Genomic DNA, 13479 nt, shown 5'->3' with positions numbered 1-13479 from the left:
GAAGCTTTGGAACACCCGGCCGGTACTGCTGACCAGCGCCGGCCGGGTGTCGTGTCGTTGCAGGCGGTCGGTGAAGCAGGACGGGACCAGCTGCAATACGTCTACTATGCGCTTCGATCTTCAAGTTTTCCCCTCGTGCCGCCCGAAGCTTCCGGCAAGATCGGCTCGGCCACTGGCAGTCGACGGCGCGCGAACGCCACGATCTCCGCGGCCACCCGGTCCGCCGCGGAGTGCTGGACCACATGCTGCTCCCCGTCGATCTCGACGCAGAAGCCGTCCTGCGCACGGTCCGCGAGTTCGTGGCACCACCGCCGTCGGGCTACCGGGTCGCGGCTCCCCCTCAGGACCAGCACGGGGCATTCCAGCCGCTCCACGGCGCGCTCCAGCGGGTATTCGAGCATCGGTCCGAGCTGGCGCACGTACCAGCGCAGGCCCGTCCTCAGGTAGTCGGCGAAGACCATCAGGTTGGCGCCCGCGCTCTCCCGAAGGGTGTCACGGCCGAGTGACGCCGCCTGCTGCAGGACGGTACGTCGGCGCCGGTCGACGACCGGCCCCATGAGGACGACGCCCCGCACGGACGTAAGTGCACGCAGGCCGGCGGCTGTGACGAACTGCACGCCCATCGAGTGCCCCACCAGGATGCAGGGCGGGATGCCGAGCAGGTCCAGCGCCTCGACGATCAGGGCCGCATGGTCCTCGATGCCGAGCCGGGTACGGGGTCGCGGGTCCCGGCCGTAGCCGGGCAGGTCGACCGCGTGCACGTCGGCGTCCGAAGCGAGTTCCGCGCGCAGGCGGTCCAGGTAGCGGTGTGTCATGCCGAGCCCGTGCACCAGGACATAGGGGGATCGGGACCGGGCCGGACCGGCGGGGCCCGGCGTCGTCCGCACGGTGATCGTGTATCCGCGGATCTGCACCGTACGGAGAAGGGTCGAGGGCATCCGAAGATTCTATGGCGGCACGGCCGCCGTCACTGCACCGCGCCTGGCAAATAGCCGGCCGGATCGCCGGTCCCGTCCTCCGCGGAGCCGATCTGTGGAATTCTTGGATCATGTCCGTTCCCCCGTCGCAGCGTAGCGCGCTCATCGTCGAGGACGATCCGGACATCCGGGAGCTGCTGGCGGTCACGCTGCGGATGAACGGTTTCACCGTCATCGAGGCCGCGTCCGGGCACGCTGGCCTGGCGGCGCTGAAGGAACACCGGCCCGATCTCATCACCCTCGACCTCAACCTGCCGGACCTCGACGGCGTCGAGGTGTGCCGCCAGTGTCGCGCCGTGAGTGATGCCTACATCGTGATGGTGACCGCGCGCCAGGACGAGATCGATCGACTGATCGGCCTCGAGACCGGCGCGGACGACTTCATCGGGAAACCCTTTAGCCCCCGGGAGCTCTCGGCGCGCGTCTCCGCGATGTTCCGACGTCCCCGGACGGGTCCGTCCGCCGTGACCGGGACGGCGCCACCGGCACAGGAACCGGACGGCAACGAGATGCTCCGCCACAACGACCTGCTGATGGACGTGGAAGGCCGCGTGGTCACGCTCGACGGCCAGGAGCTCGCCCTGACACGCATCGAGTTCGACCTCCTCGAGACCCTCATGACCGGCGCCCAGCGTGTGTGGACCAGGGAGGCGCTCCTCAACCGGGTGTGGGGGGACGGCTGGAGCCAGGACCACCACCTCGTCGAGGTGCACATCCGCAACCTGCGGAAGAAGCTCGGCGAGGACATGAGCAACCCCCGCTTCATCCGCACGGTGCGGGGCGTCGGCTACCGGATGATGCCGAGCGAACCCCAGCGCTGACGGGTCCGGTCTCGGTCCGGCCGTCCTGCCGCCCCGTCCATGGGTGGAACACTGGAAGGGTGGCTCACCTCGACATCTCCGGTATCGACTACTTCCTCTCCGACGGCAGGCAGCTGCTCAACGGCGTGGCCTTCAAGGTCGGCGACGGACACAAGACCGCCCTGATCGGCCCCAACGGCACCGGAAAGACCACCCTCCTGCGCATCGTCGCCGGCGACCTCATCCCGGACGAGGGCTCCGTGAGCCGCTCCGGGTCCATGGGCATCATGCGGCAGTTCGTCGGGCAGGTGCGCGACGACACCACGGTCCGCGACCTCCTCGTCTCGGCCGCGCCGCCTGTCCTCGCGGCGGCGGCGCAGCGGATCGACGACGCCGAGCTCGCCATGATGGAGGCCGAGGACGAACCCACGCAGATGGCGTACGCCCAGGCGATCGCCGACTGGGGGGACGCCGGCGGCTACGAGCTCGAGACGACGTGGGACGAGGTCACGATGGCGGCCCTCGGGGTGCCGTTCGATCGTGCACAGTACCGGGCGGCGTCGTCCCTCTCCGGCGGGGAGCAGAAGCGGCTCGTGCTCGAGGCCCTGTTCTCCGGCCCGGACGACCTGCTGCTCCTCGACGAGCCGGACAACTATCTCGACGTGCCCGGCAAGCGCTGGCTCGAGGCGAAGCTCCGCGACTCGAAGAAGTCGGTGCTGTTCGTCAGCCACGACCGCGAACTGCTCGCCAACGCGGCCACGCGGATCGTCACGCTGGAACCCGGGGCGCTCGGCGCGTCCTCCTGGACACACGGAGGCGGCTTCGAGACCTACCTGAAGGCACGCGAGGACCGGAACGCGCGGTTCGAGGAGCTGCGCAAGCGTTGGGACGAGGAGCACGTCAAGCTCAAGGAACTCGTCAACATGTACAAGAACAAGGCGGCGTTCCGCTCCGACATGGCCAACCGCTACCACGCAGCGCAGACCCGGCTCGCGAAGTTCCTCGAGGCCGGGCCGCCCGAGGCCATCCCGCTCGAGCAGAACGTCTCCATGCGCCTGGCCGGTGGTCGTACGGCGAAGCGCGCCGTCGTCGCGCAGAAGCTCGAACTGACGGGCCTCATGAAGCCGTTCAGCACCGAGGTCTGGTTCGGCGACCGTGTGGGCGTCCTCGGCTCCAACGGTTCCGGGAAGTCGCATTTCCTCCGCCTGCTGGCCGGTGGCGGCTCGGATCCGGACAAGGAGCACCTGCCGGTGTCCGACGTCGACATCAGGGCCGTGCCGCACGAGGGCTCGGTGAAGCTCGGGGCGCGGATCCGACCGGGTTTCTTCGCGCAGACGCACTCGCGCCCCGACCTCCTCGGCCGGACACTGGTGGACATCCTCCATCGCGGCGACGAGCACCGTTCGGGGCTCGGACGGGAGGCGGCCTCGGCCGTCCTCGACCGCTACGGACTGGCTCCGCAGGCCGAGCAGCCCTACGACTCCCTGTCCGGCGGACAGCAGGCCCGCCTGCAGATCCTGCTGCTCGAACTCTCCGGGGCCACCCTGCTGCTGCTCGACGAGCCCACCGACAACCTGGACCTGCACTCGGCCGAGGCACTGGAGCGTGCCATCGATTCCTTCGAGGGCACGGTGATGGCCGTGACGCACGACCGCTGGTTCGCGCGGAGCTTCGACCGCTTCCTCGTCTTCGGTTCCGACGGCAAGGTCTACGAGACCAAGGAGCCGGTGTGGGACGAGAGCCGGGTGGTCCGGGCCCGGTGAGGCCCCGGTTTCCACAGGCACGCCCCCTGCCATGAGCCGGCACCGGGTCATCCGGTCCCACCCGTCCACACGCTCTCCACAGGGTTATCCACATTCGGTGGATAACCCTGTGCGAATCCGCCGGACGCCGGGCTTTCCGATGGCTTTCCGGGCCCGGCGGCGCCCCCTTGTACAGTGAACGACGGCGCCGAAGGGCGTCGCAGCGGACACGGGGGCGAGCGACGATGGACACGGGGACGACGACGCCTGCACCCGACGCTTCCACCCCGGGTACCGCGGTGGAGGTACCCACCCGCGCCCGGCGCCTGCGTCCTGCCCTGATCGCGGGGGCGGCCCTCCTGCTCGTGGTCGTCGCCGCGGTGACCGGCGTCGCCCTCGTCAACCACACCGTCCTCGGGCCCGCCCGGGCCGTCGAGGCCTACCTGGATGCGCTCGTCGCGGGTGACGCCGAGAGATCCCGCACCCTGATCGGTGACGGTGACGGTGACGGTGACGGTGACGGTGACGGTGACGGTGACGGTGACGGTGCCTCGGCGATCCTCCTGTCCGACGCCGTCTACCGCTCGGCCGAGGACCGGCTGACGGGGTACGAGGTACAGGACGTCACGGTGCTCGGGGACACGGCGACGGTGGCGGTGGACCTGATGCAGGACGGCGCCGCGACGCGGTACGCCTTCGAGCTGACGCGCACCGGAAGGACAGCCCTCGTGCTCGACCAGTGGAGGCTCGACGGGCCGGAACCCCTCCGGGACATCCGCGTCCTGGTGGACGAGAGGCTCGGACTGCTCACCGTCAACGGCGTCGACCTGGCGCTTCCCCCCGGCGGCGCTGCTCGATACCCCGGTCTGCGGTCGGTGATGCTGCCGGCCCTGCCCGGCCGCTATGTCGTCTCGCCGCCCGCGCCCTCCGCCTATCTGTCCTACGGCAGCGAGCAGCAGGTCGTGGTTCCGGTGGATCCTCGGTTCGCGCCCGGCGGGGTGCTGCTCGAGCCGGCTCCAACACCCGCCGCGGAGGCGGAGGCGGCGGACCGGGTCGAAGCGCTCCTGAACGCCTGCATCGCGAGTTCGGACGCCGCTCCCGCAGGATGCCCCAACCGGTCCTTCCTGTTCGGCGACCCCGAGGACGTCCGGGTTCCGCGCTGGACCCTCGACCGTGCGCCGACCTACTCCCTCGAGAAGGGCTACGACCCCGGGGTGTACCGGCTGACGGGCCACGACGCGCAGGCCACGTTCTCGTACGAGCGCAACATCGAGTTCGACCGCGGGGAACCGGCACGATGGACCCGCGAGGAGGATCCGCAGCCGCTGCTGATCACCGCCACCGTGACGGTATCCGCCGATGGGCTCGACGTGGACCTCGATCCGGACGCCGGGACCGGCGGCTGACGGATCCTCCGGCCTCCGTCACGCCGCCTGTGTCCCGTTTGTTGCTCGTGATCGTCCCGCCTACGGTTGATCAGGTGAAGCCCGCCGTCCGATCCGCCATGTTCGCCACCTACGCCATCTTCGGGCTGAACGGACTCGTCTTCGCGAGCTGGGCCGCCCGTATCCCCGCAGCCTCCACCACCCTCGGCCTCGCCTCGGGCCAGATGGGTGCCCTGCTGCTCGTGGGCGCCGTCGGCTCCGTCCTGTCCCTGCCGCTCGCGGGGATCATCGCTGCACGCTTCGGTACCGCCAACACCGTCCGCATCGGGGGAACCGCCGCCGCGCTGGCCGCCGGCGCCGTCGCGCTGGGTCTGTTCATCGTGTCCGTCCCGGTGGTCGCCGTCGGCCTGTTCCTGTTCGGGTGCGGGATCGCCCTGTGGGACGTGGGGCAGAACATCGAGGGGGCCGCCGTCGAACGCCTCGTGGGCCGTACCATCATGCCGCGCTTCCACGCGGCGTTCAGCGGTGGCGCCTTCGTCGGAGCGCTCGTCGGCGCGGGCCTCTCCGCGCTCCAGGTGACACTGTCCGCCCATCTCGTGGCGGTCGCGGTCCTCAGCCTTACGGTCTCCCTGTGGACGCCTCGCTCCTTCCTGCCGGAGGAGGCACCGGACGCCTCGGCCACGGCGCCCGACGGCGGACGTCCGCGCGGTTTCGGGGCGTGGGGGGAACCCCGCACCCTGCTCATCGGCCTCGTGGTCCTCGGCGCCGCCCTCACCGAGGGCGCGGCGAACGACTGGGTCGCCAAGGCCAGCGTCGACGGCCTCGGCACGTCGGAGAGCACCGGAGCCATCATGTTCGCGGTCTTCGTCGCGGCCATGACGGCGCTGAGGTTCGTGGGCGGTCCCCTGATCGACCGTTTCGGGCGGGTGCGTGTCCTCCAGGCGAGCCTCGGCTCCTCCCTCGCCGGGCTCGCACTGTTCGTCCTCGCACCGAACGTCCCCCTCGCCGCGGCCGGCGCGATCCTGTGGGGTGCGGGCGCCGCGCTGGGGTTCCCGATGGGCATGTCCGCTGCCGCCGACGAGCCGGAGCGTGCCGCTGCGCGCGTGTCCGTCGTCTCGACGATCGGGTACACGGCCTTCCTCGCCGGACCGCCGCTCATCGGATTCCTCGGAGACGTCGTCGGGATCCGGAACGCCCTGCTGGCGGTGGGCGTGGCGGTCCTCGCATCCTTCCTCGTCGCCCCTGCGGCGCGGGAGCGCGGCACCGACGTCGGAGATCCCGAGGACGAGGATGCATTGCGGACAGCTTCTGACCAGCACCCCTAGGAACAGTGCGGGCATCGCCCTACCCTTCATGCATGGCAATCATCGAGGCAGAAGGTCTGAAGAAGACCTATTCGTCGAAGAGCGGGCCCGTCCATGCTCTCGACGGTATGAATCTCTCCGTCCCCCAGGGGACGGTCAAGGCCCTGCTGGGCCCCAATGGTGCAGGTAAGACCACCGTCGTCAAGATCCTGACCACCCTCATCCAGCCGACGGCGGGGACAGCGCACATCGACGGCATCGACGTCCTGCGCGAGCCGAAGGCCGCACGGCGCATCATCGGCGTCTCCGGCCAGTACTCCGCGGTCGACGAGAACCTCACCGGTTTCGAGAACCTCGAGATGGTGGGGCGGCTCTACCACCTCGGCGCACGTGAATCGAAGCGCAGGGCACAGGAGCTGATCGAGCAGTTCGAGCTCACCGAGGCGGGCAACCGGCCGGTCAAGGGGTTCTCCGGTGGCATGCGTCGCAGGATCGACCTGGCCGGTGCGCTCGTCATCAACCCGAAGATCCTGTTCCTGGACGAGCCCACCACCGGGCTCGATCCCCGGAGTCGCCTCTCCCTGTGGGGGATCATCAAGGACCTCGTGCGCGACGGCACCACGCTGCTGCTCACCACGCAGTACCTCGAGGAAGCGGACCAGCTCTCGGACGACATCGCCGTGATCGACGGCGGAAAGGCGATCGCGGAGGGCACGGCGGACCAGCTGAAGGCGCAGATCGGCGGCCACCGCGCCGTGGTCTCCCTGGTCCACTCCTCCGACGCCGCCTCCGCCCGTGAGATCCTCGGGCGGCACGGTGACGGCGAGCCGCTCGTCGGGGACGACGGACGGAGCATCGAGGTGGCCGTGAGCGACGGCCCGCGGGCGCTGCAGTACATCCTGTCGGACCTCGGCGAGAGCGGTATCGAACTGCACGACGCCGGCATGCGGCGGCCCAGCCTCGACGACGTCTTCCTGACGCTGACCGGTCGGCGCGCCGAGGCCTCGGACACCAAGGACGCATCGACCCAGAAGGAGGCGGCAGCATGAGTGTCCTGGCACCCGAGGGCCGGCAGCCCGAGCACCAGCAGGCTTCACCCTCCGGTTCCGGCGTGGAACCGCCCTCGGAACTCGCCATGTGGTTCTCCGACGGCTGGACGGTCACGAAGCGCAATCTCACCAAGCTCAAGCGGTCCCCGGACATGCTGGTCTTCGCGATCCTGCAGCCCATCATGTTCGTGCTGCTGTTCAGCCAGATCTACGGCGGGTCCATCGAGGTGGAGGGCAGCGACTACACGCAGTACCTCATGGCCGGCATCTTCGCGCAGACGGTGATCTTCGGCTCCACGTTCTCCGGATCGGCGATGGCGCAGGACCTCAAGGACGGCATCATCGACCGTTTCCGCACGCTGCCGATGAGCTCGTCGGCGGTGCTGATCGGCCGCACGAACAGCGACCTCGTGCTCAACGCGCTCTCGGTGATCATCATGATGGGCACGGGCCTGCTGGTCGGCTGGCGGGTGAACACCTCGCTGAGCAGTGCACTGGCCGGGATCGGGCTCCTCCTCCTGTTCTCCTATGCCTTCAGCTGGGTGATGGCGCTGCTCGGCATGTCGGTGAAATCGCCGGAGGTCATCAACAACGCGTCCTTCATGATCCTGTTCCCGCTGACCTTCATCTCGAACGCGTTCGTCCTGTCCTCCACCCTGCCCGGTCCCCTGGAAGCCTTCGCCAACTGGAATCCCGTCTCCGCGCTCGTCCAGGCGGTGCGCGAGCTGTTCGGGAACACGGGGACGGTGCCGGTGCCGGATGCGTGGCCCATGCAGAACGCCGTGGTCACGGTCATGGTCGGGATCGTCCTGATGCTCGTGATCTTCGTCCCCCTGTGCATCCGGAAGTTCGCCTCGATCAGCTCGCGCTGACACGTCGCCGTCGTCCGAAAGGGGTACGGCGCACTCCTCGGTGATCATCCCTGGGGCCGGTGATTCGTCACCGGCCCCAGGCCTACTGTTGGTTGTACCGGGCCCGCGTCTGCGGCTCCCGTGTCGTCACCAGTCGAAGGAAGAACCATGATCGAGGCACAGGCCCTGTCGAAGCGGTACGGAGCGAAGGCTGCCGTGGATTCCGTCTCCTTCACCGTGCATCCGGGAAAGGTCACGGGCTTCCTCGGCCCCAACGGTGCCGGCAAGTCCACCACCATGCGCATGATCATGGGCCTGGACAACCCCAGCGGTGGCCGGGTGACGGTGAACGGCCGGCCCTATGCCCAGCACAGGGCGCCGCTGCGCGAGGTCGGCGCCCTCCTCGACGCGAAAGCCGTCCACACCAAGCGTTCCGCGTACAACCACCTCCGGGCGATGGCGGCCACCCATGGCATCCCCGACAGCAGGGTCAGGGAGGTCATCGAGCTCACCGGGCTCGGATCCGTCGCCAAGAAGCGTGTGGGCGGGTTCTCCCTGGGCATGGGGCAGCGCCTCGGTATCGCGGCTGCGCTCCTCGGCGATCCGCACACGGTGATCCTCGACGAGCCCGTCAACGGCCTCGACCCCGAGGGCGTGCAGTGGGTCCGCCACCTGGCGAAGGGCCTGGCGTCGGAGGGCCGCACGGTCTTCCTCTCCTCGCACCTGATGTCGGAGATGGCGCTGACAGCGGACCACCTGATCGTGATCGGGCGGGGCCGCATCATCGCGGACGCCCCGATCCAGTCGATCATCGACGGGCAGGGCAAGGCCCGGGTCCGTGTCCGGGTCGATCGCCCGCAGGACCTCCTCGGCAGCCTCGCCGGCGAAGGAGTGACCTCGCAGGTCCTCGAACCGGAGCTGGTCGAGATCACCGGCGTCGAGCCCCGCCGCATCGCGGAGGTCGCGCTCCGGGAACGCGTCCTCGTCTACGAACTGACGCCCCTGCAGGTGTCCCTCGAGGACGCGTACATGCAACTGACCCAGACCGAGGTCGAATACCAGTCACACGACCTGCCCCTCACGCCGGCGACGCCGGACATGCAGCAGGTCCCCGCGCACATGGAAGGCCGCTGATCATGGCAACATCGACCCCACAGGCTCCCGCCCGGCAGCGGCCGCGCCAGGAACAGCTCCCCGGCGTCACCTTCGGCCGTGTCCTCAAGTCCGAGTGGATCAAGGTCACCACGGTGCCCTCGACGGTGATCCTGATCGTGACGACGATCGTCGTCATGGTGGGCATCGCAGCACTCCTCGCCTGGCAGACGACCTTCCTGTTCGACGCCCAGAGCAACCCCGACATGGCTGCGCAGATGCAGGCGCAGGGGGCGCCGGATGCCGCGGAGATCTCCCGTGACATCCCCGGGTCGGGACTGATCTTCGGTCAGCTGCTCATGGCCTCGTTGGCGGTCGTGCTGATCGCCTCCGAATGGGGGACCGGCATGATCCGGTCCACCATGGTGGCCGTGCCCAACCGCACGTCCGCCCTGCTCGCCAAGCAGCTGATCATGGCTGCGGTCTCGTTCCTGGTGGGTGCAGGTTCCGCCCTGATCGGGTACGTCGTCGCGCAGCCCATCCTGGACACCGCAGAACTCGGCTTCAGCCTCGACGCCGACGGTGCGCTGCTGCACATCATCAACACAGGGTCTGTCCTCGCGCTCGTATCGGTCTTCGCCATGTCCGTCGGCACACTGATCCGCAACACCGCGGGCGGTGTGGTCACGTCGATCGGCGTGCTGCTCGTCCTGCCCATCCTCGTCGCCATCTTCGGTGGCGGGACCGAGTGGGTGGCTGACGCGGCACGGTTCCTCCCCAGCTCGGGTGGCGAGCAGATGGTCGCCACGACCATCCAGGACGGCGATCTGAACCAGTGGCAGGGCTCCCTGGTCCTCGGCGGCTGGGCGCTCGTCCTCCTGGCGGCGTCCCTCCTGGTGACCAAGAAGCGGGACATCTAGGACGATGACCGTCCCACCTCATGACGCCCGGTCATGAGCACTAGCCCCTCGGTGAGGGAGACCGCGGAACGAACGGCCGCGGTCTCCTTCACCGAGCTCAATGCCCGCCGGCTGGGTCCCGTCCGGCGGTTCTTCCGCAGGTATCCGCGGGCCATGGACGCCGTCGTGGTCCTGGTGTTCGTGGCGATCACCCTGCCCAGTGCGCTCTTCCTGATCGTCGACCAGGCGTCATGGCTCGGGATGCCCGGGCTGGTCCTCGCCGCGACGGCGCTCGCCTTCCGGCGGGACCGACCCCTGGTCGTCCTCGCCTTCGTCTCCGTGCTCGACGTCCCCATCGGCATCCTGACCATGGGTGAGGGCAGCAGCGGAATCGCCGCGATGTTCGCGCTCTACGCCGTCGCTGTCGCCCACCCGCTCCGTACCACCCTCGTCGCCGCGGTCTCGGCGACGATCCTCTCGGTCGGCTCGCTCTTCCTCATCCCCGCCGAGGCGTTCGCCGAAGCGCCGGGCGCGGTCTGGGTCATCAGCGGTTTCGTGGTGATCTTCCTCGGGATCGCCGTCGGGGTCGGCGTCACCGTCCGACGTGACCGCGAGCACGAGAGCGAGCTGCGCGAATGGGCTGCCCGCAACGCGGAGCTCGCCTCGGCGGGGGAGCGGAACAGGATCGCGCGGGAGATGCACGACGTCGTCGCCCACTCCCTGACCGTCATGGTGGCGCTCTCCGACGGAGCAGCCGTCGTCATGAAACGGGATCCGGACCGTGCCACGGCCGTGCTCAAGGAGCTGTCCGGCACGGGCCGGACGGCCATCGCCGACATGCGCCGCGTCCTCGGGGTCCTCCGGGCCGAAGCCGCGAGCGAATCCCTGCAGCCGCTGCCGGCGTCGAGTTCGCTCGCCCACCTGCTCGACGGCTTCCGGGCGGCCGGGCTGCCGCTGCGGGTGACCGCGAGCGGTCCGAGACTGCCGGACGACCCTGCCTTCCAGCTCACGGTCTACCGGATCCTGCAGGAATCCCTGACCAACGTCCTGCGGTACGGCAAGGGCGTTACGCTGGTGGACATCTCGATCGCCCGGACGGGCCACCTGGTGTCACTGCGGGTCGCCGACGACGGCCGGGGCGCGATGGACCCCGCAGTGTCGCTCGGCTCCGGCCAGGGCATCGCGGGCATGCGTGAGCGGGCAGCCATCTACGGCGGATCGGTCGACGTCGGGGCGAGATCCTCGGGCGGCTGGGTCGTCGAGGTGCAACTGACGGTTCCCGACGCCGACGGCGGTCCGGGGCATCAACGGGGGAAAGAGAAGGATGACGACGCAGCACAGTACGGAGGGCACGCCCATCAGGGTTCTGCTCGCTGACGACCAGCCACTCCTGCGCATGGGCTTCAGGCTCATCCTCGAGGGGGAGCCGGATCTCGAGATCGTGGGTGAGGCCTCCACGGGTGGTGAGGCCGTCCGGATGACCACGGAACTCACCCCCGATGTCGTGCTGATGGATGTGCGGATGCCCCTCGGGGACGGCATCGAGGCGACCCGGCAGATCACGGCCTCGGGCTCCGGCACGCGCATCATCATCCTGACGACGTTCGACCTCGACGAGTACGCGTTCGCCGGCCTGCAGGCCGGTGCTTCGGCGTTCCTGCTGAAGGACGTGGCGCCGGAGGAACTCGTGCACGCCGTGCGGGTGGTCGCGAGCGGTGACGCCGTCGTCGCCCCCCGCGTCACGCAGCGCCTCCTCGAGACCTATGTGCGGTCCCTGCCGCCCGCACACCCCACGAGGACGCCGGACCGGCGCCTGACCGAACTGACGCCACGCGAGCGTGAAGTGCTGGAGGCGATCGCGGAAGGGCTCTCCAATGCGGAACTCGCGGGCCGGTTCTTCCTCTCGGAGGCCACCATCAAGACGCACGTGCGGAGGATCCTCACGAAGCTCGATCTGCGGGACCGCGTGCAGGCCGTGGTGTACGCCTACGAGAACGGGATCGTGGTGCCCGGACCGGCCTGACCTCCACCGCTCGGATCAGGGGCAGGTGAGGACGCGCTCGAGGTTCTGACCGGTCCAGGTGCCGACGTTCGCGCGGACGCGCAACGTGTAGGTGCCCACGGTCGTGGACGTGCGGGTGATGGTCGTGGACCGCGGGCTCGCCGGCACCGCATTGGTGGTGACCTGGCCGGTCGGGGCGGTCAGGGTGACGGTGTAGCCCGTGGCGCGGTCCACGGCACCGAAGTCGGTGAGGGTGACCGTCATGGAGAGCTTCGTCGAGGTGCAGCTGAAGGTTCCGGTGACGCCGGCTGGGGCCGGGATCGCGTAGGTGCCCACACTCAGGTCGGCGCGTGCCGCGTCCGAGAAGGCAGCCTGCGCGATCGTGGGTACCCAGGTGAGGATGACGACGGCGACGACCAGCTGCACGAGCAGGCGGATCCGGCGCACGGCGGTCCGGGTGGTGCTCATGGTGGTCCTTCCTCTGCGTCATGGGTGATGTGCCGCGTCGGCGTCCGTCGGTGCGTGATCCGCCGAGCGGCCGCGGGCCGCTCGGCGGGAGTACGGGGATCCCGGCGTCCTGGCGTGGGGACCAGGGCGCCGGGACGAAGGGTCAGCGGCTGGTTGCCGCGCGCTGGGTGGCGGTGAAGGCGAAGTTGACGGTGCTCGTGAGGCCCTGGAACGTGTTGTCCGCAGCGGTGGGCAGGGTGGCCGTGACGCGCAGGTTGTCGGCCTTGGTGCTGACGATCGACTGCAGGTTCGAGAGGACGACGTCGGTGCCGATGATCTGGCGGGTCGCCAGGACGGAGGTGACGGTACCGGCGCAGGTGTACGTGTAGGCGGGGGCGGTACCGGCCTCGGTCCAGGGGACGCTGCAGGCGTCGACGGCCACCTGGAGGCCGTTGACGGCGTCGGTGGTGAGCTTGGTCGCGGTGCCCACAGCCGTGGTGCTGAGCGTGACTCCGCCGAAGTTCTGGTTGCCGGCGTTGGTGAGGGTCGCGGCGCGCTGGATGGTGTCCCCGGGGACGACGCCGGTGGCGGCGACGGTCAGGCGGTTCGCGGCGGTGCCCGCTGCTCCGAGCTGGACGTCGACGGTGCCGGCGGTGACGGTCTCGCTCGCGGAGGTCGTCGAGGTGAAGGAACCATAGGTACCGAGGCCGGCCACCGACGCTGCCACGCCGAGCAGTGCGACGGAGGCGAGGACCTTGCCGGACGTGGACTTCATGCTGATGCGGGCGGAGCGAGCGGTGCGTGCCATGGTGAGACCTTTTTCCTTGAGTGTGTCGGGTGTGGGTGTCTCCGGTCCCCCCAGTGGGTCCCGGTTCCTCTGGTGGAAACTCTGGTCGAGCAGGCTGAAGTGTGCCGTGTGGTCAGGGCGAAC

Annotated in this window: 13 protein-coding genes; 10 read left to right on the top strand and 3 right to left on the bottom strand. The window is 69.4% G+C overall.

The window, feature by feature from the left end:
* Window positions 1-104: 104 nt before the first annotated feature.
* Window positions 105-938 (bottom strand): alpha/beta fold hydrolase, encoded by an 834-nt coding sequence (locus NVV32_RS16570; RefSeq protein ID WP_422390903.1) that lies wholly within the window; start codon window positions 936-938, stop codon window positions 105-107.
* 110 nt (window positions 939-1048) lie between these two features.
* Between NVV32_RS16570 and NVV32_RS16565 the strand changes: the two genes are divergently transcribed.
* The 10 genes from NVV32_RS16565 to NVV32_RS16520 all read left to right on the top strand — a co-directional run bounded on the left by NVV32_RS16565 (window position 1049) and on the right by NVV32_RS16520 (window position 12122).
* Window positions 1049-1798: a response regulator gene (locus tag NVV32_RS16565; protein ID WP_422390902.1), complete on the top strand. Its 750-nt coding sequence runs from the start codon at window positions 1049-1051 to the stop codon at window positions 1796-1798.
* A 59-nt stretch (window positions 1799-1857) separates the two neighbouring features.
* A complete protein-coding gene (locus NVV32_RS16560; RefSeq protein WP_055766314.1) occupies window positions 1858-3540 on the top strand; it encodes an ABC-F family ATP-binding cassette domain-containing protein in 1683 nt (560 codons plus the stop codon).
* 224 nt (window positions 3541-3764) lie between these two features.
* The gene (locus NVV32_RS16555) at window positions 3765-4925 is read left to right on the top strand and encodes a hypothetical protein (protein WP_422390901.1); all 1161 of its coding nucleotides are present in this window, start codon (window positions 3765-3767) and stop codon (window positions 4923-4925) included.
* 98 nt (window positions 4926-5023) lie between these two features.
* A complete protein-coding gene (locus tag NVV32_RS16550) occupies window positions 5024-6229 on the top strand; it encodes an MFS transporter (RefSeq protein WP_055768980.1) in 1206 nt (401 codons plus the stop codon).
* Between the two features lie 32 nt (window positions 6230-6261).
* A complete protein-coding gene (locus NVV32_RS16545) occupies window positions 6262-7257 on the top strand; it encodes an ATP-binding cassette domain-containing protein (protein ID WP_055766320.1) in 996 nt (331 codons plus the stop codon).
* An 86-nt stretch (window positions 7258-7343) separates the two neighbouring features.
* Window positions 7344-8129: an ABC transporter permease gene (locus tag NVV32_RS16540; protein WP_055768982.1), complete on the top strand. Its 786-nt coding sequence runs from the start codon at window positions 7344-7346 to the stop codon at window positions 8127-8129.
* Window positions 8130-8276: 147 nt separating this feature from the next.
* Window positions 8277-9242 carry an ABC transporter ATP-binding protein gene (locus tag NVV32_RS16535; protein WP_422390900.1) on the top strand — a complete coding sequence of 322 codons (966 nt, stop codon included), beginning with the start codon at window positions 8277-8279 and terminating at the stop codon, window positions 9240-9242.
* Between the two features lie 2 nt (window positions 9243-9244).
* Window positions 9245-10120: an ABC transporter permease subunit gene (locus tag NVV32_RS16530; protein WP_055766327.1), complete on the top strand. Its 876-nt coding sequence runs from the start codon at window positions 9245-9247 to the stop codon at window positions 10118-10120.
* Window positions 10121-10153: 33 nt separating this feature from the next.
* Complete coding sequence (locus NVV32_RS16525; RefSeq protein ID WP_422390899.1) at window positions 10154-11476, top strand: sensor histidine kinase; 1323 nt, start codon at window positions 10154-10156, stop codon at window positions 11474-11476.
* Complete coding sequence (locus NVV32_RS16520) at window positions 11424-12122, top strand: response regulator (protein ID WP_422390898.1); 699 nt, start codon at window positions 11424-11426, stop codon at window positions 12120-12122. The genes NVV32_RS16525 and NVV32_RS16520 overlap by 53 nt, the downstream gene beginning before the upstream one ends.
* Window positions 12123-12137: 15 nt before the next feature.
* Here NVV32_RS16520 and NVV32_RS16515 read toward each other — a convergent pair whose 3' ends face one another.
* On the bottom strand, window positions 12138-12569 hold the full coding sequence (locus NVV32_RS16515; RefSeq protein WP_055766333.1) for a hypothetical protein: 432 nt from the start codon (window positions 12567-12569) through the stop codon (window positions 12138-12140).
* Between the two features lie 142 nt (window positions 12570-12711).
* A complete protein-coding gene (locus NVV32_RS16510; protein ID WP_055766337.1) occupies window positions 12712-13356 on the bottom strand; it encodes a TasA family protein in 645 nt (214 codons plus the stop codon).
* Window positions 13357-13479 lie beyond the last annotated feature (123 nt).

Origin of the sequence: Arthrobacter sp. N1, from assembly GCF_048288285.1 — a bacterium.
Taxonomy (GTDB): domain Bacteria; phylum Actinomycetota; class Actinomycetes; order Actinomycetales; family Micrococcaceae; genus Arthrobacter_D.
The sequence above is the reverse complement of the archived record's forward strand: the minus strand, read 5'-3'. Positions and strand labels throughout refer to the sequence as shown.